Source organism: Kitasatospora sp. NPDC127121 (assembly GCF_042677305.1).
In the GTDB taxonomy this organism is placed as follows: Bacteria; Actinomycetota; Actinomycetes; order Streptomycetales; family Streptomycetaceae; genus Kitasatospora.
Genome location: NZ_JBHXTQ010000076.1, coordinates 22,194 through 44,014, shown reverse-complemented (window position 1 = coordinate 44,014; position 21,821 = coordinate 22,194). Strand labels below are relative to the sequence as shown.

At 72.1% G+C, this 21,821-nt stretch carries 15 protein-coding genes and 2 pseudogenes; 8 read left to right on the top strand and 9 right to left on the bottom strand.

Translation table 11 applies throughout. The features are described from left to right. Positions 1-170: 170 nt before the first annotated feature. Positions 171-1,757 carry an alpha/beta hydrolase gene (locus ACFVHI_RS29500; protein WP_063352587.1) on the bottom strand — a complete coding sequence of 529 codons (1,587 nt, stop codon included), beginning with the start codon at positions 1,755-1,757 and terminating at the stop codon, positions 171-173. Positions 1,758-1,972: 215 nt separating this feature from the next. Continuing rightward, a pseudogene (locus ACFVHI_RS29495) lies at positions 1,973-2,071 on the bottom strand (oxidoreductase); the annotation flags it as partial. A 210-nt stretch (positions 2,072-2,281) separates the two neighbouring features. On the opposite strand from ACFVHI_RS29495, the gene ACFVHI_RS29490 reads away from it, so the two are divergent. The 3 genes from ACFVHI_RS29490 (at position 2,282) to ACFVHI_RS29480 (ending at position 3,837) form a co-directional block, all read left to right on the top strand. Next, positions 2,282-2,950: a hypothetical protein gene (locus ACFVHI_RS29490; RefSeq protein WP_063352586.1), complete on the top strand. Its 669-nt coding sequence runs from the start codon at positions 2,282-2,284 to the stop codon at positions 2,948-2,950. A gap of 34 nt (positions 2,951-2,984) precedes the next feature. Next, the gene (locus ACFVHI_RS29485; RefSeq protein WP_063352585.1) at positions 2,985-3,395 is read left to right on the top strand and encodes a PPOX class F420-dependent oxidoreductase; all 411 of its coding nucleotides are present in this window, start codon (positions 2,985-2,987) and stop codon (positions 3,393-3,395) included. A gap of 157 nt (positions 3,396-3,552) precedes the next feature. Beyond that, positions 3,553-3,837, top strand: a complete 285-nt coding sequence (locus ACFVHI_RS29480; RefSeq protein ID WP_107453162.1) for a cytochrome P450 — start codon at positions 3,553-3,555, stop codon at positions 3,835-3,837. A gap of 80 nt (positions 3,838-3,917) precedes the next feature. On the opposite strand, the gene ACFVHI_RS29475 is transcribed toward ACFVHI_RS29480, so the two are convergent. After that, complete coding sequence (locus ACFVHI_RS29475; RefSeq protein ID WP_063352584.1) at positions 3,918-4,568, bottom strand: dihydrofolate reductase family protein; 651 nt, start codon at positions 4,566-4,568, stop codon at positions 3,918-3,920. A 121-nt stretch (positions 4,569-4,689) separates the two neighbouring features. Beyond that, positions 4,690-5,502 (bottom strand): EamA family transporter, encoded by an 813-nt coding sequence (locus ACFVHI_RS29470; RefSeq protein ID WP_208869269.1) that lies wholly within the window; start codon positions 5,500-5,502, stop codon positions 4,690-4,692. 138 nt (positions 5,503-5,640) lie between these two features. Between ACFVHI_RS29470 and ACFVHI_RS29465 the strand changes: the two genes are divergently transcribed. Then, positions 5,641-6,546: a LysR family transcriptional regulator gene (locus tag ACFVHI_RS29465; protein ID WP_063352582.1), complete on the top strand. Its 906-nt coding sequence runs from the start codon at positions 5,641-5,643 to the stop codon at positions 6,544-6,546. 58 nt (positions 6,547-6,604) lie between these two features. On the opposite strand, the gene ACFVHI_RS29460 is transcribed toward ACFVHI_RS29465, so the two are convergent. Then, a complete protein-coding gene (locus ACFVHI_RS29460; protein ID WP_380344489.1) occupies positions 6,605-8,029 on the bottom strand; it encodes an SMI1/KNR4 family protein in 1,425 nt (474 codons plus the stop codon). A 160-nt stretch (positions 8,030-8,189) separates the two neighbouring features. Then, positions 8,190-8,819 (bottom strand): TetR family transcriptional regulator, encoded by a 630-nt coding sequence (locus tag ACFVHI_RS29455; protein ID WP_380344486.1) that lies wholly within the window; start codon positions 8,817-8,819, stop codon positions 8,190-8,192. A 68-nt stretch (positions 8,820-8,887) separates the two neighbouring features. Between ACFVHI_RS29455 and ACFVHI_RS29450 the strand changes: the two genes are divergently transcribed. The 3 genes from ACFVHI_RS29450 to ACFVHI_RS29440 all read left to right on the top strand — a co-directional run bounded on the left by ACFVHI_RS29450 (position 8,888) and on the right by ACFVHI_RS29440 (position 12,648). After that, positions 8,888-10,369: an FAD-dependent monooxygenase gene (locus tag ACFVHI_RS29450; protein ID WP_380344483.1), complete on the top strand. Its 1,482-nt coding sequence runs from the start codon at positions 8,888-8,890 to the stop codon at positions 10,367-10,369. A 173-nt stretch (positions 10,370-10,542) separates the two neighbouring features. Beyond that, positions 10,543-11,121 (top strand): TetR/AcrR family transcriptional regulator, encoded by a 579-nt coding sequence (locus tag ACFVHI_RS29445; protein ID WP_380344480.1) that lies wholly within the window; start codon positions 10,543-10,545, stop codon positions 11,119-11,121. Positions 11,122-11,259: 138 nt separating this feature from the next. Continuing rightward, positions 11,260-12,648: a hypothetical protein gene (locus tag ACFVHI_RS29440; RefSeq protein ID WP_380344478.1), complete on the top strand. Its 1,389-nt coding sequence runs from the start codon at positions 11,260-11,262 to the stop codon at positions 12,646-12,648. 67 nt (positions 12,649-12,715) lie between these two features. On the opposite strand, the gene ACFVHI_RS29435 is transcribed toward ACFVHI_RS29440, so the two are convergent. The 3 genes and pseudogenes from ACFVHI_RS29435 to ACFVHI_RS29425 form a co-directional block, all read right to left on the bottom strand. Then, positions 12,716-13,495, bottom strand: coding sequence for an SDR family NAD(P)-dependent oxidoreductase (locus tag ACFVHI_RS29435; RefSeq protein WP_380344475.1), 780 nt, complete (start codon positions 13,493-13,495; stop codon positions 12,716-12,718). Positions 13,496-13,527: 32 nt separating this feature from the next. Then, positions 13,528-13,881 (bottom strand): annotated as a pseudogene (locus ACFVHI_RS29430) (SDR family NAD(P)-dependent oxidoreductase); the annotation flags it as partial. Positions 13,882-13,983: 102 nt separating this feature from the next. Further along, positions 13,984-14,820 (bottom strand): helix-turn-helix domain-containing protein, encoded by an 837-nt coding sequence (locus ACFVHI_RS29425; RefSeq protein ID WP_380344472.1) that lies wholly within the window; start codon positions 14,818-14,820, stop codon positions 13,984-13,986. A 928-nt stretch (positions 14,821-15,748) separates the two neighbouring features. On the opposite strand from ACFVHI_RS29425, the gene ACFVHI_RS29420 reads away from it, so the two are divergent. Further along, positions 15,749-21,821: hypothetical protein (locus ACFVHI_RS29420; protein ID WP_380344469.1), on the top strand; the 6,073-nt coding region annotated here is incomplete at its 3' end.

Sequence of the window (21,821 nt, the reverse complement as noted above, 5' to 3'; positions counted from 1 at the left end):
GGCACGGGCCGGTGCCCAGGAGGTGCTGGGCGACGAGCCCGCCGACCGGGTGGCCGATGATCACGGGCGGGGTGTCGAAGGACCGCACGACGCGCGCGTAGTGATCCATGAGCACGCCGAATGACTTGGAACTCGCGCAGATCGGCGGGGTGGGGGCTTCGACGGTGCCCCTAGTTTCCGCAGGTCAGGTCCTTGGCGGGCAGCCGGCCGGTGGTCAGGTAGCGGTTGACGTCGGCGCTCGCGCAGGACGGGCCGGCCACCACCACACCGTGGCCCTCGCCGCCGGCCACCGTGATCATCCGTGCGCCGTGCAGCGCCCGCCGCATGCCCTGTGCCATGGCCAAGGTCGCCTGCGGGTCCCACTGGTTCTGCACGATCAGCGCGTTGACGTCGTTGTTCACCACGGTGGCCGGCTCGCCGGGCGCCCGCTTCCAGAACGCGCACGGCTGGATGTTGGCGCCCAGGTCGCCGGCCAGCGGGTAGCGGGCCTTGTCCCGGATCGCGTCCCGGCGGTACTGCTCGGGGTCGCGCGGCCAGTCGCGGGTGTCGCCGCAGAAGACGGCCCACACGACGGCGGCCCGGTTGTTCTCCGGGTCGACCGGGTCTACCGGGGCGACCGGGTCGGCGGCCCGCGCGCCCGCGCCCTCGTCGGCGGCCCGGACCGGGGCGGCATCGGACACCGCCGCGCCGGCCACGTCGGCCACGCCGGTCGCCCCGGCCGAAGCGGCCGAAGCGGCCGGCCCGCCCGCGGCTGCGGCCTTGAGCGCGACGATCCAGGGCGTGACGGCCTCGACGCGGACGAACTCGGCGTACCTGGACCGGATGGCGTCGCCGCTGAGCGCCCCGCCCTCCACCGGAACGGGCGTGCGGTCGGCGTGGGCGATCAGGTCCCAGTACGCCTCCCGGACCTCCGCCGCAGTCGCGCCCAACCCGTACGCGGTGTTGCGGGCGGCGGCCCACTCCGTCCACCGGGTGAAGGCGAGTTCGGCCCCCGCCGACCACCCCCGGAACATCCCCCGCCACGCGAGCGCCGGATCGAGCGCGCTGTCGAGCACGAACCGGTCCGCGCGCCGGGGGAACATCTGCGTGTAGACGGCGCCCAGGTAGGTGCCGTACGAGTACCCGAAGTAGGAGATCTTCTGTTCCCCCAGCACCGCCCGGACGACGTCCATGTCCCGGGCCGTGTTGCGGGTGGTGATGTGCGCCAGCGTGTCCCCCGCCTTGGCCCGGCACTTGTCGGCCACCGTCCGGGCCCGGGCCACGTCCTCGCCGAACTTCCCTTCTGCGTAGGGGTGTTGGTAGACCTGCTCGTCGGGCGTCAGGCCGCAGCCGACCGGCGAGCTCTGCCCGACCCCGCGCGGGTCGAAGCCGACCAGGTCGAACCGCTCCCGCACCTGCGCCGACAGCAGCGGCTGCATCTCCACGGGCAGGCCCAGCCCCGGGAAACCCGGGCCACCGGGATTCATCAGCAGCACTCCGTGCCGCTGCTTCGCGCTGCCCGCCTTGATCCGCGATATCGCGAGGTCGATCCTCCGGCCCCCGGGGTTGCCATAGTCCAGAGGCACCTTGACCTTCGCGCACTCGAACCCCGCCGGCCCGCCCGCGTCGCAGCGCTCCCAACGAAGCTTCTGCTGCGCGTACTGCTGGAGCGGGTCCCCGCCCGCCGCGAACGCCGTCACCGGGGTGAGCGCCGCGATCACGGTCGTCACCGCGCCGACCGTCAACAGGGAGATCGTTCGTCCGTCTCGCAGCGCCATGCCCGTCCTCAGTGCAGAATCGGTGTTCTCGGATCGCCTCCAGTCTCCGTTCAGGCGCACTCGTCCCCCGTACGGCGCAGGGATGGGTTCATGATCAGACTTGCGGCGTACACCGACGGTCTGACGTAAGGCCAGAGTCCCACCTCCCCCCGACCGGCGGTCAGGGACGACGGCCTATCGCCCGCCTGCCGGCGCTCGCGCCGCGCACTCCACGGCCCGCAGCCTGCGACGTTCTCTCGCAGGTGTGCCACCGACGAGGTGCCGCGGATCAGCAAGATGTTCGGCGACCGCCGCAGCAGCCAGGCCAGGGTGATCCACCCGTCGCGGCGGTTGCGGATGGTGGTTGTCGATTGTGCGATGTCCTGACGACGCCGCCTCGCCCTGTCGGCGTGCTGCTCGCCCGGGCGTCGGGAATGGTACTGCACGACCCCAGGGAATGCCGTCCACCGCCTGCACCCTCCTACACGGAAGCTCCAGCGTGAGTACCATGCGCAACGTCATCCATTACTAAGGAGTGAACGGTTGTGACCAGCCAACCAGCCAGCACGCTCCGTACGCGGCTCGTCGATCAGGCCGCATCGGATCTGGAAGAGAACCGTCGGCGTCAGCAGGAACTGGCCGAGGAGGTCAGGATGCTGAAGCAGGAGGAAGCCCTCCTGGCCGACATCCTCCAGCTCGCCGAACGGTACGAGGGCCTGTCGGAACCCTCGCCCCTGCCCCAGCAGGCACAGGACGAGCCCGTGCTCACCGGGGCGAAGCGACGCCGGGCGTCCGCTGCGGCCCCCGCCCGCACACCTTCGCCGCGTTCGGCTCGTTCGGCGCGGACGGCGAAGACGGCGAAGACGGCGAAGCCCGCGAAGGCGGGGAACACGGCGCGGACGGTGCAGGCGGGCAAGCCGGCACGGGCCGCCGCGGCGGGGAAGTCGCGGCAACCCCTGCTCGGAGAGCTCCTGTTGTCCCTGCTCAGCGGTCACGACGAACCGCGCCTGGCGAAGGAGCTGCGGGACGAACTGCTGGTGAAGCACCCGGACCGCACCCCCACCCCGCAGGTCGTGCGCAACACCCTGGAGTCGCTCGTGGCCAAGGGGAGCATCCAGCGCCACAAGCAGCAGCGGTCCGTGCTGTACACCCTCGCCGAGTCCGGCCGGCACGCGCTCGCGCTCGCGGCGCAGGAGGGCACTCAACGGCCTTGACCTCAACCGCCCTTGAGCTCCTAGGGTCGTCCGCATGATCTTCACCGAGAGGGAGCGCGAGTACCTGCTCGCCCAGCCACTGGCCCGACTTGCCACCATCGGCCCCGACGGCCGTCCGCAGATCCGCCCGGTGGGCTTCAGGCTCAACGACGACGGGACCATCGACATCGGCGGGCCCGCCATGGCCCGCAGCCAGAAGTACCGCAACGCGCAGGCCCGCCCCGAGGTCTCCGTCCTGGTCGACGACTTGGCTCCGGCCGATGACCCGGTCGCGGGCGGGTGGGGGCGCGGGGTCGAGATCCGGGGCCGGGCCGAGGTGCTGACCGTCGACGTGCCGCCGGTGGCGCCCGACCGCTTCAGCCGGGACATCGTCCGCGTCCACCCCCACAGGGTCATCACCTGGAACCTGGAGGAACGGGGGTCCGCCGCCCGCGACACCGGGTGACGAGGGGGGCGGAGTTCGTCGTGGATGCGGTCCGCGTGGACGGCGAACGTGATGCCCCCGCTCCCGGGCTTCTCCTCGTTCGGCGCTCAGGAACACGTACATGTGTCCACCGGCCTCGCGTATGACAGTCACGTGTCTCGCCCATGCGGTCACGTGACTGCACCGGGACCCCCGCTGGTACCGCAACCCCGGCGCGTTCGACCCCGACCGCTGGGACCCGCAACGGCACCCCGCTCCCCCGCGCGGCGCCTACCTGCCCTTCGCCGCCGGTGTGCACGGCTGCCCCGGCGGCGACTTCGCCCTGGCGGAGCTCACCCTCCTGACGGCGGCGGTCACGGCCGCCTGGCGAGTGGACCCGGTTCCGGGCAGCCGCCCCCGCCCGATGGCGGCGGCCACCCTCGGCCCCGCGCCCCTCACCGCGACCGTGACCGCGCACTCCTGAGCCCACTCCCGAGCCCGCCTCCGAGCCCGCCCCTGAGCGGCCGTCACCCGGGCGTCGGCCGCCCGAGGCGGGCCCTCACGTCACCTCCGCCAGAACAGGTGGTGCGTCACCCCGCTCGGGCTGAGCACCACCTCCAGGTGGAACCGGTCCAGCAGCTCGTCGGGGGACTCCCAGAGCCGTAGCCCGGGGCCGAGCTCCACCGGCGACACCGCCACGTGCAGGGTGTCGACGAGGTCGGCGGCGAGGAACTGCCGGATGGTGCTCACCCCGCCACCGAGCCGGACGTCCTTGCCCTCCGCGGCCTCCCGCGCCCGTGCGAGGACCGTGGCCGGGTCGCCGTCGACGAAGTGGAACGTGGTGTCGGAGAGCGTGAACGACGGACGCTCGTGGTGGGTCATGACGAACACCGGAGTCCGGAACGGGGGTTCGTCACCCCACCAGCCGCGCCACTCGTCGTCCTGCCAGGGCCCGCGCTGGGGCCCGAACTTGTTGCGGCCCATGATCTCGGCACCGATGTTGCGCGCGAAGTCCCGCGTGAAGTAGTCGTCGAGGCCCCGGCTCCCCCCGGGAGCCGTCCGCATGGGCCAGCTCGCCGTGGCCCCGGCCCAGGCGAACAGCTTCTCGGGATGGTCGTGGCCGAACGGCCGCTCGAAGCTCTGGTGCTCACTGGCACCGGCACCGACGCCGTCACTGGAGACGTTGAAGTTCATGACTCTGAGCAGTTGGTCCACGTGTTCCCTCGTCAGGTCTCGTCGTCGCATCACCGTGCGGCGGAGCGCCGCACATCATGACGTCGCAGCGGACCCGGCCGAATCGACATCGGCCCGAAACTTTTTCTCGGGGCCCCGCTCATCACTCGGGGTTGGCGGGGGCGGTGGTGACGGCGACCGCGTTCGCTCCGACGATCACCAGCATGGCGAGCCAGGAGGCCGCGCCGAGGTGCTGGCCGAGCACGACGAGACCGATCAGCGCGGCGAAGACCGGGTTGACGCTCATGAACACGCCGAAGAACTGCGTGGGCACCCGCCGCAACGCCAGCAGATCGGCCAGGAAGGGCACCGCCGAGGACAGCACGCCGGCGGCCAGCGCGCAGGCCAGGGCGGCGGCGGTCGGGGGACGAAGGCACAGCACCACGATGCCGACGGGAAGGTAGAGCACCCCCGAGAGCGCGGCGGCGGCGGCCGAGCCCTCCAGCCCGGGCAGGCGGCGGCCGACGACCCGGTTGAGCAGGATGTAGCCGGCCCAGCACACCGCCGCGAGCAGGGCCAGGGCGATGCCCGGGTAGTCGGTGGAGGGCGAGGGCCGGGCCAGGACGACCACCGCGGCCGCGGCGGCCACCGCACACAGGGCGTCGATGCGCCGGCGCGAGCCGGCCAGGGCCACCGCGAGCGGGCCGAGGAACTCCAGGGTGACGGCCAGCCCGAGCCCGATCCGGTCGATCGCCGTGTAGAGGGACAGGTTCATCACGGCGAACACCATCGCGAGCCCGAGGACCGGACGCCACTGCGCCACCGTGAACGACCGCGGCCGCGGCCTGCCGACCGCCCACAGCACCCCGGCGGCCACCCACTGGCGGACGGCCACCACACCCGCGGGACCGATCACCGGGAAGGCGAGCGCCGCCATCGAGGCTCCGGCCTGGTTGGACAGGCCGGAGCCCAGCATCAGCGCCACCCCGGCCAGGCGCCCGTCGCCCTGGGCGGTGACGCCCTCATGAGAACTCTTCAGCACCATGCCCTCCACAGTGGAGCCCGCGCAGCCATACGCAAAATGCATTCACCGACCCATTGATACGCTCGGCGTATGGATGAGCGACGACAAAGTCCCGCCGATCTGGAACTGAAGCACCTGCGCTGCCTGGTCGCCATCATCGACACCGGCAGCTTCACCGACGCCGGCCCCCAGCTGGGCATCTCCCAGGCCGCCGTCTCCCGCAACCTGCACGCCCTGGAACAGTTCCTCGGGGTGCGGCTGCTGCACCGCACCAGCCGCACGATCGCGCCCACGCCGGCCGGCGTACGGGTCCTCGCCCGCGCCCGCGTCCTGCTCGCCGGCGCCGACGACCTGGTCGCGGAAGCGACCGCCGGCCACGCCCGACTCCACCTCGGCCACGCCTGGTCCGCCTTCGGCCGCCACACCACCGACTTCCAGCGCCGCTGGCACGAGCGCCACCCCGACGTCGAGCTGCGCCTCGTCCGCCACAACTCCCCCACCGGCGGGCTGGCCGAAGGCATGTGCGACCTCGCCGTCGTCCGCGCCCCGCTCGACCTGAAGCCCTGGTCGCACGCCCTGGTCGGCCACGAACACCGCATCGTCGCGCTCGCCTCCGACGACCCGTGGGCCCGCCGGCGCAGCATCCGCCTCGACGAGATCCCCTCCCGCACCCTCGCCATCGACCGCCGAACCGGCACCACCGCCCTGAACCTGTGGCCCGAGGACCAGCGGCCCGCCGTCATCTACACCCACGACATCGACGACTGGCTCGCCGCCATCGCCACCAGCCGCTGCGTCGGCGTCACCCCCCAGGCCACCGCCGCCCAGTACCGCCGCGACGGCATCGTCTACCGCCCCCTGCGCAACGCCGCCCCCGTCCCCGTCCACCTCATCTGGCGCCGCCAGGACCCCCACCCCGCGACCCACGCCGCAGTCGCCCTCGCCATCGACCTCTACCGCGAGAAGCCCGACTCCCCACCGCCCCCGCGAAAGTGACAGCGGCACCCCAGCAGGGCCGCCTCACTCTCCCGGGCACACGAGATCCGCGACAGGGCTACGGCAGGGGGCCGAGGTCGCCTTCGATGACGGTCTCCGTGATCAGGGGGCGCTCCCACAGGGTGAGGAGTTCGTTCGCGAGGGCCATGATCGGGCGCAGGTCGTGGTCGCTCGGGGCCTCGATGGCGGCGGCCGACAGGCCGCGGGGGACGGCGCCGGCGTCGAGCAGGCAGCGCCAGTCCTCCGGGGTCAGCTCCAGGAACTCCAGTCCGGTCAGCCGGGTGACCTCCCGGGGGTCGGCGAGCGCCCCGGGGCCGGCGTAGAGGGTGCGGAGCCGGGGCAACCCGATGACAGGGGTCAGACTGACCGGTTCGCCGCGCCACCCTCCGAGGGTCAGGACCTCCAGGTCGGGGTGGGCCGCCGCCTCGACGCTGTTGGGGACTTCGCCGTGGAGCCTCGCCACCACCGACGTCAGGTCCGGGCTCGGACCGGAGTACCAGCTCCGGTCCGGGTCCCGCACCAGGTCGGTGAGGGACTCGGCGAACAGGCAGGCGCCGACGCTCCGCTCGTGGTCGAGCACGATGAGCTGCCCGAGGTGGCCGCCAGGGCCGGGGGTCAGGTCGACGACCACCAGGTCCCCGCCGCCGGTGTCGCCGATGACGATCCACCCGGGCGAGCCGACCAGGTCCTGCACGGCGGCGTCGGGCGAGGTGACGCACGCCTCCGTCGCCGCGTGCTCCCAACGGAACGAGGAGCGCGAGCGGTCGGCGATGACGAGCCCGTTCAGGGAGCTCAGCTCGAAGCCGAGCGCGTCGCCGACGCGGTCGGACGCCTCCCAGCACGCCTCAGCGTCCTCGACGTCCTCGTCGTTCTCGTCGTTCTCCGTGTGCTCCCACCACCGCGCGGCGGTCACCCGGTAGAGCACCTTGATCTCCTCGGGCAGTGCCACACCCAGGCGGGCCTCCGCGGCGGCGATCTCCTCCTCGGTGGCGCCGGTCTCGTCGGGCATCCGCTCGCGCAGCGTCCGCTCCAGCAGCTCCAGGTCCACGGAGGGGGCCGGCGCCGCCCCGGGCACCGGCTCGGGCAGGCGCCGCCACGGCTCGGGCACCGCGCCCTCGACCAGGGTGAGCGCGCCGGGGTGGGCGTTGCCGATGCCCGGGTCGACGGCCGGGCCGTGGTCGAACAGATGGAGCGCCGCCTTCCCGCTCGCCGGTATCTCCACGGCGAAGGCGACATCGCCGGTCCCGGCCTCGGTGAGCGCGGCCCGGACGCGTTCGATCGCGTCGTGCTGCTCCTGGTTGTCCGACACCAGCATGGCGCGCCCGGCCTCCGGGTAGCGCATCCTCACCGGCACGCTCCACCCGTGCCGGCCGATCAGCCCCGCTACCTCGCCGCCCGGCGCGGCGAGCGCCTGCGCGTGGTCAGCCCGCAGGAGCCGCAGCAGGGGCTCCCAGGTCGCGAAGTCGTACAACGAGGACGGCAAGGACGGCAAAGGCGACGAGGACGGCAAGGGCGACGAGGACGGCAAGGGCGACGACGAGGACAACGAGGGCCTCCAGCAGATCCGGTGATCACGGCAGTGGCGATTATGACGCCCACCCCCGACAGTTCGGAGTGCTCCGGGAGGCCGATGCACCTGGGCGCTACCCGTGCTGCCCCAGTCCGTCGCGCAGCAGGTCGAAGGCCCGCTCTGCGGCGCGGACGGCCTCCGGGTAGCGGTCGTCGGCGGACGCGCCGTCGGCCAGGCATTCCTGGTTCAGGACCGCCAGTTCCCGCTGCACCACGATCACCTGGGCGGCCACCAGGCGTGCGTCGAGCGGGTCGACGCCCGCTTCCAGCAGTGCCTCGGCCAGTGCGTCGCTTCCGCGCACGGTGTAGCGGATCATCCGCGCCGCCAGGCTCTCGGTACCGACGATCATGCGGAGGAAGGCCATGACCTCGGGGTCGTCGCACAGGCCGGTGTTGGGGTCGCGGTGTGCCAGGGCGTCGAGCATGGCGGCGCGCAGCGCCTCCAGCGGCGGCCGGCCAGCCGGGCGGGCGCGCACTGTCCGGGCCGCTTCGCTCTCGTGGTCGGCGAACCGCTGGAGTACGAGGTCCTCCTTCGTCGGGAAGTAGGCGAAGAGGGTCCGCCGGGAGACCTCCGCCGCCTCCGCGATCTCGGTGATCGAGACCTGGTCGAAGCCCCGGTCGAGGAAGAGGCGGATCGCCGTCGCCGCGATCGTCTCCCGGGTGCGTTCCTTCTTGCGTTCCCGCAGGCCCATCTGCTGATTCATGCACTCAGTCTACCCCGTGGTAGACTGAGTGCAGAATTGCACCCAGTTTCTTCTTTCGGGAGGTCATCGTGCGAACCGAGGTCATCGTGGTGGGGGCGGGCCCGACCGGGCTGATGCTGGCCTACGAGCTGACGCTGGCCGGGGTACCGGCCGTCGTCGTCGAGAAGCAGCGCACCCCCAGCACCCAGTCCCGGGCGGGCGGGCTCCAGCCGCGCACCGCCGAAGTACTCGACCTGCGCGGGCTGCTGGAGCCGCTGCTCGCGCAGGAGCCGTCCGAGACCACCGGCGGGCACTTCGCCACCCTGCCGGTCGAGCTGGACTGCCGGCCCTGGCGCACCCGGTACCCCCACCCGGTCAACGTTCCGCAGGTCCGGCTGGAGGCCCACCTCGAACGGCTCCTCGGCGAGCAGGGCGTACCCGTGCTCCGCGGCCACGAGGTGACGGCGGTCACGCAGGACCCGGAGGGGATCACAATCACGTGGCACGCGGACGGCACCCCCGGCGGCGGTGAGGCCCGGGACGGAGGTGAGATCCGCGGCCGCTACCTCGTCGCGTGCGACGGCGGGCACAGCACGGTCCGCCGGCTGCTGGGCGTCCCCTTCCCCGGTCGGGAGCGCCGGATGTCCGCCGTCGCGGCCGACCTCACCCTCGCCTCCCGGTCCGAGACGGTCCCCACCGAGCGCAAGCACTTCAGCCAGTACACCCGCGTGGCCGGCGGCTTCCACGCGATCCTGCACCCCATCGGCCCGGACCTGTACCGGATGCTGTTCGGCAGGCTCTCCGGACAGGGCCCGGACCGCGAGACGCCGGTCTCGGCCGACGAGGTCCGCGAGGCGCTGCACGCCGTGTACGGCCCCGACACCGAACTGGGCGAACTGCGCGCCGCCTCCCGGTTCGGCGACGCCGTGCGCCAGGTCGAGCGCTACCGCGAGGGCCGGGTGTTCTTCGCCGGGGACGCGGCGCACATCCACATGCCGATCGGCGGCCAGGGCGTGAACCTGGGCCTCCAGGACGCGGTCAACCTGGGCTGGAAGCTCGCCGGCACGATCCGCGGCTGGGCGCCCGACGGTCTGCTCGACAGCTACCACGAGGAGCGGCACCCCGTCGCCGCGCGCGTGCTGCGCCACACCCGGGCCCAGGCCGTGATCATGAATCCCGGCCGGGACGAGGAGCTCGGCACGGTCCGCGAGCTCGTGACCGAGCTGCTGGGCCTGCCCGACACCAACCGGTACGTCTCGGGCATGATGTCCGGCCTGGACCTCCGGTACCCCGGCGTCGGCCCCCGGCTGATCGATCTGGACCTGACCACCGAGGACGGCCCGACCCGGGCGAGCCGGCTGATGCGCTCCGGCCGGGGCCTGCTGCTCTCCCTCGACGGCAGGCGGCGGTCGGTCGGCGACCGGTCCGACCGGGTCGAGCACGTCCTCGCGAAGACCGACGAGGACGTGGACGGCGCCGGCGCCCTCCTGGTCCGCCCCGACGGCTACCTCGCCTGGACCGACACCGACGGCACCCCGCTCGACACGGCCCTCGCCCGCTGGTTCGGCTGAGGCCCCGGGCGGTTCGTCGGTACGCCGCGGTCCACGGCACACCGACGGACCGCCCGTCGCGCTGTCGCCACCTGCCGCACGGGGCATCCGCCGGTTCCACGGAGGCCTCACGTCGGGAGGAGCGCGGCCGACTCTATCTGGAGCATTCGATCCAGATAGGCTACGGTGAAACCATGGCAAGGACCCGGGAGTTCGACACCGAGGCGGCGGTGAGCCGCGCCATGGAGCTGTTCTGGACGCGCGGCTACGAGGCGACCTCGGTGCGCGACCTGACCCAGCACCTGGGGATCGGGCAGGGGTCCCTGTACGCGGCGTTCGGCGACAAGGCCGGCCTGTACCGGGCCGCGCTGGACCACTACCGCGCCACCCTCGCGGCGGATGCGCTGCGCAGCCTGGAGGAGGGGACGGATGTCCGCTCGGCGATCCGCACGATGTTGATGGAACGGGTCCGCATCGCCGCCGAGCACGGCGGTCGGGGCTGCCTTGCGGTCAATGCCGCCTGCGAGCGCCTACCGGGGGACTCGTCGATCCGGCGCACCGTACGGGACATGCAGGACGTCAGCCGGGACGCGCTCGCGGAGGTGCTGCGGGTCGCGGCGGAACGGGGTGAGATCGCGGCACGGCACGACCCGCACAGCCTCGCCGCCTTCTTCGTCACCTTCCTCAACGGGCTGCTGGTCTCCTCGAAGATCACACCGGACCCCGAAGCCCTCGAACCCGTCGTGGAGATCGCGCTCGCCGCCCTCGACTGATTTTTTCATGCCCGCAATCTGTATCGCACGATCCAGATAAGGGGGCTCCACCTCCGTTCCACCTCTGCTCCATCGCCCGCTCCACCGAAACGCTCCCCCTGCTCCATCGAAACGCTCCATCGACACTTCGGAGGACCCGTGCCCATCGCACCCACCCCGAGTACGCCCGCCCTCGGCGGCAGCCGCTGGAACACCTTCCCCGCGGCCGGCACCGCCCTGACCGCCCGTGACTTCTTCACGGCCACGGAGCCGCTGCTGCAGGGCGTCATCGATGACAACGCCCTCACCGCCGCCGACGGCGAGGTGCTGGAGACCCAGATCCGCGCGACCCTCGCCCTCGGGACCCGGGAGACCTCCCTGCCGCTGGCCGTCGGCCCGGGCAGCGCCCCGGCCGCTCGCGAACTGGGCGCGCAGGCCGAGGAGATCGGCCACGAGCTCGCCTCCTGGGCCGCCGCGGCCCTGGAGCGGCTGCTCGCCGACCGGATCGCGCTGCCCGCCGGCCCGCTGGTCGTCCGCAGCCACTGCTACGGCCACCTGCTCACCCCTCCCGCGACCGACCTGCTCCTCGGCCGCCGGGGCGGACCGGTCACGATGCAGCTCTACAACGAGTGGCTGCACCAGGTCGTCCTGCTGCGCGACGCCCTGCTGCCCTTCACCAACTGGCAGGACGTCCCGCTGCTGATCACTCCGACCGGGCTGCGGCACATCGAACCGGCCCGGGACGCGTTCCTCACCGAACTCCTGGTCCGCCGGATCCGGCACACCAGCATCGTGGCCTTCGCCCGCCACGCCGTCACCGGCACCTCCGACACGTCCGGCACCTCCAACCCCTCCGGCCCGGCCGGCTACGGCTTCGAGTCGAGCGGCGGCACCGCCCTGCCGGCCGTCCTCGACCAGCCGCCCCTGACCGCCCCCCGGTACCTGCTGACCTGGCGCCCCGACCCGGCCGCCGACGAAACCGTCACGCACGTCGCCGAGTTGCGGGACTACTACGCCGCGCCGCGCACCCTCGTCGAACACCTGCCGCCCGCCACCACCACACCGGGGCCGCTCACCGGCCGCATCACCGGCCGCATCGTCGCCGGGCCGGTCGCCGACGGGGCCCGCACCGCCGCCATCGAGCTCACCCACGACGGCGCCACCGCCCACGTCGACCTCGGCCAGGCCCTGCGCGGCCACCGCTTCGCCCACCGGCCGGACAGCGCCACGGGCGCCGAAGCGCTGCCCGCCGACGCACCGGCCACCAACCCGCCCGCCGCCGCGGACGTGTGGACGGCCCTACGCGCACCGGGGCTGGTGTGGACGGAGGCGGGCGACGCCGTCCTGGACGCCACCGGCCAGGGCGACCTCGTCGTCCTGGCCCTGCTCGGCCGGCTCTACCCGGAAAACGTCACCCTGCACCCCGCCGACCACCCCGTCACCCACCCCGGCGACCGCACCACCGACCACCCCGCCGACCGGGCGACCGCCTCCGGCAACGGCCCGAGCCGGCTGGTGGCCCGGGTCGACCCGCCGCGGACCAGCTGACACCCGCTCCACCTGGAAGGGCCGCCCCTCGGTAGCCGACACCCGGCCACCGAGGGGCGAGTACGGGTCAGCCGGCCCGGTAGCGGGTGGCGAGTTCGGGGCTCTGCGCGCCGAACGCCGCCAGCTCGGCCCGGAAGACGGCGTCGAGGAGGCTCGCGTCCTCGACACCGGGCGCGCAGACGACTTCGCCGAGTTGCAGGCCGCGCAGGGCCGCGGTGACGACGTCCTCGGCACTCATCCTGGGTACGGCGCTCAGATCGAGGCCCTGGCGCTCGTGGAACTCGGTGGCCACCACCCCCGGACAGACGACCTCGACCTGGACACCGGTGCCTTCGAGCTCGGCCGACAGCGTCTGGCTCATCGCGACCAGGTGGGCCAGGGCGCCGGCGTAGACGGCGCGGCGGGGCAGCTGGGAGTGCGGGGCGGGACCGCTGAAGGCGATCATGCCGGCCACGTTGATGATCGCGCCCCGGCCGCGCTCCTGCATGCCCGCGACGGCGGCACGGGTGAGCAGGATGGGGGCGAGGACCTTGACGTCGACCAGTTCGCGGGCCAGGTCCGCGGGCAGGTCGGCGAGCGGCATGTAGTGGGCGACGCCCGCGTTGTTGACCAGCAGCGTCAGCGGTTCGGCCGCGCAGATCCGCGCGACGGTGTCGATGCCCTCGCCGGTGGACAGGTCGGCGGCCACGGATCGCACCTCGACCCCGGTGTGGGCGGCGGCGAACTCCTCCAGCCGCTCCCGGCGCCGGCCGACCAGCACCAGGTCGTAGCCGTCGCCGGCCAGCCGCTCGGCGAATGCCCTGCCGATCCCGGAGGTGGCGCCGGTGACGAGTGCGAGGTTGCTCATGCGCGTCGTTCCCTGTCGGTAGTCGGCCTTGGCGGCCGGAAGGCGTGGGTGACGCGGACGAGGCCGAAGACGTTGGTGGCGTAGACGCTCTCCAGGTCGGCGGCGGTGATCTCCGCAGGCGGGTTCCACCTGCCCGAGATCCCGGCGTTGTTGACCAGGACGTCGAGCCCGCCGGCCTCCTCGCGGATCAGCCGCGCGGCGGCCTGGACGGACTCCTCACTGGTGACGTCGAGCTGTACCGCGCGGGCACCGATCCGCTCGGCCGTCTCCCGGCCGCGCCCCAGGTCGCGCGCCCCGAGGTAGACGGTGTGTCCGGCCCCGGCCAGTCGGCGGGCGGCCTCCAGGCCGATCCCGCGGGTGGCTCCGGTGATGAGTGTGGTCGTCATGGCGTGCTGTGAAGGCGTCGGGCCCCTCGTGATCCGGGGCTCCTCGCGCCTTCACCTCCTTTCCGGGTGGGTGGGAAGCGCACGGTCGCGCCGTGCGCGTTCCTACGGTGTGCTCAGGGCTGTGAGCCGTTGTCTGCTCTCCTCGTCGGCGGCGGGCATGACCGCGAGGAACTGGTCGCGTTCCTGGGCGACGGTGAGGACCTGCCAGTCCAGCCGGACCTCGCCGACGACCGGGTGCAGGATGCGCTTGCTCCCGAAGCTCCTGCCGGAGACCCGGTAGGTGGTCCACCAGTGCTGGAAGTCGGAGTCCTCGGCGCTCAGCTCGGCGACCAGTTCGGCGAGCCTGGGGTCGCTGGGGTAGCGGCCGGCGTCCATCCGCAGGTAGGCGACGCACTCGCCCGCCGACAGGTCCCAGTCCGGCAGGCGCTCGCGCGTCCGCGGGTCGAGGAACGTCAGCCACAGGTAGTTGCGGTGCTCCTCGGGGACCGCGGCGAAGTCGAGCAGCAGCTCGGCCGCGAGGTCGTTCCAGGCCAGGATGTCCATGAACCGGCCCAGGACCACGGCGGGCGTGGTCCGCAGATCGGCCAGTACGGCCAGCACCGCAGCGGGCACGACCTGGTGCCGTGAACGCCGCTGTCGGCGGGCCGGGGCCAGGTCGGCCAGCTGGCGCAGGTAGTCACGCTGGTCGTCGTCCAGCAGCAGGGCGCGGGCCAGCGCGTCCAGGACACTGCCGGACGGTGCGGGCAGCCGGCCCTGTTCGAGGCGGGTGTAGTAGTCCACGCTGATCCCGGCCCGCCCGGCCACCTCCTCCCGGCGCAGCCCGGCCACCTTGCGGGACCGTTCGTACGCGGGAAGTCCGACCTGTCGGGGCGAGACCTCGGCGCGCCGGGCACGCAGGAACGTGGCGAACTCCCGGCGCTTGTCGTTGTTCGTGCTCACACCGGCCACTGCGCCAGGGCGCCGCGCGAGCTGGGAGGACATGTTTTTCCCTGGAAGAACGTGTCCTCCCAGCCTGCACCACCGGACGGCTCTCGATCTGCCGGACGGTGCTCGTCGACGCCGAACAGAACCGGCAGGCCGCGCGGGCGGCACGGCGGGGCGCAGCGCGGCACTTTGGTGCGCCCGCGTTCTGATCGCAGCCCCGCCCCTCCACCCCTGCCGCCGGGCCGGGCGCCGGGTCCCGGGAACCGGATGTGCCACGGGCGGCGGTCTGCGGTGTGGCCAGCCGGGTGAACCTTCGCCAATTTGTCCGTATCACCTCGTTTATCACATTTTTTAAGAAAAACTGACTGCAGAACAGCCCGGCTTGTCCTGCCCTGCTGCGCGGCGGCCCCGTGCGTCCAGTACTCGCCGACGCCGGCCGTTCGTCCGACAGGCCCTGGGAGCACCGATTCACCAGACACCGGCAACAGACGCGGCCACTGATCCGCCCGACGATGCGTCCGACGATGCGCACGACCCGGTGTGCCGAACGGTGCTGCCCGACCGGGGCCGCCGCCGATCGCGGCTGACGCTCCGCCGGCTCTCCCCCGGACCGGTCCGGACGGTGCGGCGCCCCCGGCGCGGGCGGGCGCCACCGGACGGACCGTAGGTCCGACTCCACCGCATCTCCCAGACCCGTGTACCGGCAACTCGGCCGGCCCCCTTCTGTTGCTCCCTCAACGCGCCGCCACACCGTCCGCAACCCCCGTTCCGCTTCTCCGGGCGCCGACGCGGCCCCGGCGCAGGATCGAAAGGAATCGTCATGAGGCGCTGTGCGACCACACGCACGGCCCGGGACCGCCGCCGTGCAACCCCATCCGGCGTACGACGGCAGGGCGGGGCGCTGCGCGCCCGGTCCCCGTACGGACCCGAGGCACGCGCGGCAGTGGCCGGACTGCTCGGCATCGTCGCGAGCATCGGGCGACTGGCCCGCAGGACCGCCGTCGCGCTCCTGCCACCACGCGAAGGCTCCGCCGCCGAGGCTCTGCGGGCCTTCCGCGCCGCGCTCGCCGTGCTGGTGGCGGTCGCCGCGACCGTCACCTCGCTCACACTGCCGGCACACGCCGCCCCGGCCACCCCGCGTGCCCCCTCCACCGGGAAGCCGGCGGGCCGGCAGCAGCCGGTGACGTTGGAGAAGACCGGGACCGACCTGGCGACCGGCAGCAGCACCACCACCACCCAGGGCGACACCGTCCAGTGGGTGGTCTCGGCCACCAACCCGGACGGCGCCCCCGCCAACACCGTGATCACCGACGTGATCCAGGGCGGCCCGGGCAGCACCCCGCAGACCCAGTCCTACGTGCCGAACTCGCTGAAGGTGCCTCCGGGCTTCAGCAGGCAGTGGTCCACCGACGCCGGCACCTCGTTCACGTCGACGGACCAGGGGGCGGCCACCAACGCGATCCGGGCGACCAACCCGGTGTTCGCGTCCCCGGCGACCGGTCAGGTGGTGCAGATCCCACCGCCGTTCACCCCCATCAACACCGCCACCGGCGGCGACGGCTTCACCCCGATCCTCTATACCGCCACCATCAACGGCATGCCCACGCCCGAGGTGTGGAACATCTACCACCACGGCGCGTCCAGCCAGGCTGCCGTGGTCTGCACGGACCTGCTGACGAACGGTCCTTGTCCCCTGCCGGACGGCACACCGGCGTCCTGGCCCCAGCCGCTCAACTCCGCGGCCGTCGGCGGGACGAGTGGGGACCTCGGCAGCACCCGCACACCCACCTACGTACAGTCCGGGTCCAAGCTGTACTACGCGGCCGTCAGCCGGGTGACCTTCGCCGAGATCGGCGTCGGCTGCATCGACCTCCAGGCGCAGAAGAGCTGCGGCTTCGTGCCTCTGCAAACCGGCTCCGGCAGTGTCGTCGGCGGCGTGGTGGAAGCGCCGAACGGTCTGGTCTACGCCGTGTCCGGCACCGGTGAGATCCTCTGCTACGACCCCACCGCCAACGCGTCCTGCGGGACCTTCTCCATCGGCCTGCCCCCCAACGAGGGCCAGGGCGGCTTCACCGGGGACTACTCGGGCACGATGACGGTCATCAACGGCAAGATCTACGTCAGCGACAACGAACCGGTGCCCAATCCCACGGTGATGTCCTGCTTCGACCCGACGACGAACGCGGCCTGCACCGGCTGGACCACGCCCAAGGTCCTGGTCACTCCGACGGCCGGCGGCGCCGCTCGCGCGGACAACGTCTTCGCCACGTACGACTCCGCAGGCACCGCCATCGGCGTCTGCTCGGTGGTCGGCGGCGTGCTCGCGGAGACCAACCCGCCGGTGGGCACCGTGGTCTGCTTCGACTTCGTCGGCAACCCGATCGCCGCGGCACCGGGCCTACAGACGCTGGTCAGCACCAACGTGGCCTCGGGCGAGAGCAACTTCCAGATCCCGCTGACCATCACCGCCCCCAACGGGCACCTGGACACCGAGTTCCCGTACTGGATCTACCTGGGCAACACGCCGACCCTGAACAGCACCGAGTACTGCTACGACTGGACCACTCAGTCGCCGTGCGGCTCGTTCGGCAACGCGGGCGTCGTCAACGGCCCGCCCAACGTCGACGGCGGCTACACCAGCCCCTACGGGTTCGCCTACGACGGCCAGTGCAAGTACAGCCTCGGCGACGTCGGGTTCCTGTTCTCGATGGACCCGACCACCGGCGCCTCCCCGTGCCTCAAGACCAAGGCGCAGGGCAGCCTCGACCCGAGCGCGTACTACTGCGACGGCAAGACGGGGCACGTGACGTCGTACGGCACGGTGAGCCTCGTCGACATCGATCCCACGACGGTCAACTTCGCGCAGTCGTCGGTGACCGTGAAGGACTCGAACGGCGCGGCCCTGGGCACGTTCCCCTTCGACACCACCACCATGAAAGCCGACATCTCGTCCGTCCCGATCAGCGCCTCACCGATCCAGGTCGTCGCCAACCTCACCCTGATCAGCGGGGCGTCGTTCACTCCGGACAACCAGCCGAAGATGCAGGTGACGTTCGTCGGCGACCCGCCGCAGGTCTGCTACCAGACCAAGGTCAGCGAGGACTGCACCGTCACCTCGGTGAGCGACCAGGCCACAGCGACCACCAACGGCATGGCCCCGGTCACGTCCAACACCGTCACCCTCCAGGTGACTCCCGGGCCGTCCTGCAAGCCTGAGCTGACCGTGCTCAAGGAGGTCTGCACCTCGGCGAACCCGGGTGACTGCGGGCCCGGCGGCAGCGGCCCCTGGGCGAGTCTCACCACGGTCGCACCGGGCGGTACGGCCTACTGGCGCATCACCGTCACCAACCCCGGGACGGTCCCCGTCACGGGCATCACCCTGACGGATGCCGTCACCCCCGCGTGCGCCACAGCGGCAGGAACGTTCAACCTGGCGGCGGGGGCCAACAGACAGGTCTTCTGCAACCTCCCCGACGTCACCGCCCCGACGACGAACGTCGTCACGGCGACCTTCCCGGGGCCCGGCGGCACCCCCATCACCACACCGCCGTCGGAAGCGACCGCCAACGTGCCGTCGCTGGCCATCGTCAAAGAGGTCTGCACCTCGGCAACCGCGGGTGACTGCGGGCCCGGCGGCAGCGGCCCCTGGGCCGGCATCACCACCCTCCCGCCCGGCGGCACCGCCTACTGGCGCATCACCGTCACCAACACCGGTGCGGTCCCGGTCAACGACATCACCCTGACGGATGCCGTGACCCCGGCGTGCGCCACAGCGGCAGGAACGTTCAACCTGGCGGCGGGAGCCAACAGACAGGTCTTCTGCAACCTCCCCAACGTCACCGCCCCGACGACGAACGTCGTCACGGCGACCTTCCCCGGACCCGGCGGCACCCCCATCACCACACCGCCGTCGGAAGCGACCGCCAACGTTCCGTCGCTGGCCATCGTCAAGGAGGTCTGCACCTCGGCAACGGTCGCCAACTGCATCGAGGGTGGTAACGGCCCCTGGGCCGGCGTCACCACCGTTCCGCCCGGCGCCACCGCGTACTGGCGGATCACCGTCACCAACACCGACGGCGTCGACATCTCCGGCATCACCCTGACGGATGCCGTCACCCCGGCGTGCGCCACGGTCGCCGGAACGTTCAACCTCCCGGCAGGGGCGAGCACCCAGGTCTTCTGCAACCTCCCCGGCATCACCACCTCGACGACGAACGTCGTCACGGCGAGCTTCCCCGGACCCGGCGGCACCCCCATCACCACACCGCCCGCCGAGGCCACAGTCGACGTTCCGTCGCTGGCGATCGTCAAGGAGGTCTGCACCTCGACAACCGCCGCCGACTGCGGATCCGGCGGCAACGGCCCCTGGGCCGGCGTCACCACCGTCGCCCCCGGCGGCACCGCCTACTGGCGCATCATCGTCACCAACACCGGTGCGGTGAACATCTCCGGCATCACGCTCAACGACGCCGTCACCCCGGCATGCGCAACGGCCGCCGGCACGTTCGATCTGGCGGCAGGAGCGAACAAGCAGATCTTCTGCAACCTCGCCAACGTCACGAAGCCCACCACCAACGTCGTCACGGCCACCTTCCCCGGACCCGGCGGCACACCTCCGATCACCACACCGCCCTCCGAAGCAACCGCCAACGTTCCCTCGCTGGCGATCGTCAAGGAAGTGTGCACCTCGGCAGTCGCCGCCGACTGCGGGCCCGGCGGCAGCGGCCCCTGGGCCGGCGGCACCACGGTTCCGTCCGGTGGCACCGCCTACTGGCGCATCACCGTCACCAACGACGGCCCCAGCGACATCACCGGCATCACCCTGACCGACCCCGTCACCCCGGCGTGTGCCACGGCCGCCGGCACCTTCAACCTGGCGGCAGGAGCGAACAAGCAGATCTTCTGCAACCTCGCCAACGTCACCCAGGCCACCGCCAACGTCGTCACCGCGACCTTCCCCGGCCCCGGCGGCACGCCCATCACCACCCCGCCCGCCGAGGCCACCGTCGACGCTCCGTCACTGACGATCCTCAAAGAGGTCTGCACCTCGACCACTGCGGCCGACTGCGCCAGCGGTGGTAGCGGCCCCTGGGCCAAGACGACCATCATCCCGTCCGGTGCCACCGCGTACTGGCGGATCACCGTCACCAACACCGGGACGGTCCCCATCACGGGCATCACCCTGACCGATGCCGTGACCCCGGCGTGCGTGACGGCCGCCGGAACGTTCAACCTGGCGCCGGGGGCGAACAAGCAGGTCTTCTGCGACCTCGCCAACGTCACCACCTCGACCACCAACGTGGTGACAGCCACCTTCCCCGGCCCCGGCGGCCATCCCATCACCACACCACCGTCGGAAGCAACGGCTGACGTTCCGTCGCTGGCGATCGTCAAGGAGGTCTGCACCTCGGCAACCGCCGCCGACTGCGGATCCGGCGGTAGCGGCCCCTGGGCCAGCATCACCACCGTCGCACCGGGCGGCACCGCGTACTGGCGGATCACCGTCACCAACACCGGTGCGGTCCCGGTCAACGGCATCACCCTGGCCGACCCCGTCACCGCGGGCTGCGTGACGGCGGCCGGCACGTTCAACCTGGCGCCGGGAGCAGACAAACAGATCTTCTGCAACCTCCCCAACGTCACCACCTCGACCACCAACGTCGTGACGGCCACCTTCCCCGGCCCTGGCGGGACCCCCATCACCACCCCGCCCTCCGAGGCAGCAGTTGACGTTCCTTCCCTGACGATCGTCAAGGAGGTCTGTGCCTCCACCACAGCCGCGAACTGTGGGCCCGGCGGCAGCGGCCCCTGGGCCGGCGTCACCACCCTCCCGCCCGGCGGCACCGCCTACTGGCGCATCACCGTCACCAACACCGACGGCGTCGACATCAACGGCATCACCCTCAACGACGCCGTCACCCCGGCATGCGCCACAGCCGCCGGCACCTTCAACCTCGCAGCAGGAGCGAACAAGCAGATCTACTGCAACCTCCCCAACGTCACCCAGTCCACCACCAACGTCGTCACCGCGACCTTCCCCGGCCCCGGCGGCACCCCCATCACCACCCCGCCGTCCGAAGCAACAGCCAACGTTCCCTCCCTCGCGATCGTCAAGGAGGTCTGCACCTCGACAACCGCCGCCGACTGCGGGCCCGGCGGCAGCGGCCCCTGGGCCGGCATCACCACCGTCACACCGGGCGGCACCGCCTACTGGCGCATCACCGTCACCAACACCGACGGCGTCGACATCAACGGCATCACCTTGACCGACACCGTCACCCCGGGTTGCGTTACGGCGGCCGGCACCTTCAACCTGACGGCAGGAACCAGCAAGCAGATCTTCTGCAACCTCCCCAACGTCACCACCTCGACCACCAACGTGGTGACGGCGACCTTCCCGGGGCCGGGCGGCACACCTCCGATCACCACACCGCCGTCGGAAGCAACAGCCAACGTTCCCTCCCTCGCGATCGTCAAGGAGGTCTGCACCTCGACAACCGCCGCCGACTGCGGATCCGGCGGTAGCGGCCCCTGGGCCGGCGTCACCACCCTCCCGCCCGGCGGCACCGCCTACTGGCGCATCACCGTCACCAACACCGACGGCGTCGACATCAACGGCATCACCCTGACCGACACCGTCACCCCGGCATGCGCCACAGCCGCCGGCACCTTCAACCTGACGCCGGGAGCGAACAAGCAGATCTTCTGCAACCTCCCCAACGTCACCACCTCGACCACCAACGTCGTCACGGCGACCTTCCCCGGCCCCGGCGGCACCCCCATCACCACACCGCCGTCGGAAGCAACAGCCAACGTTCCCTCCCTCGCGATCGTCAAGGAGGTCTGCACCTCGACAACCGCCGCCGACTGCGGGCCCGGCGGCAACGGCCCCTGGGCCAGCATCACCACCGTCGCCCCCGGCGGCACCGCCTACTGGCGCATCACCGTCACCAACACCGACGGCGTCGACATCAACGGCATCACCCTGACCGACACCGTCACCCCGGCATGCGCCA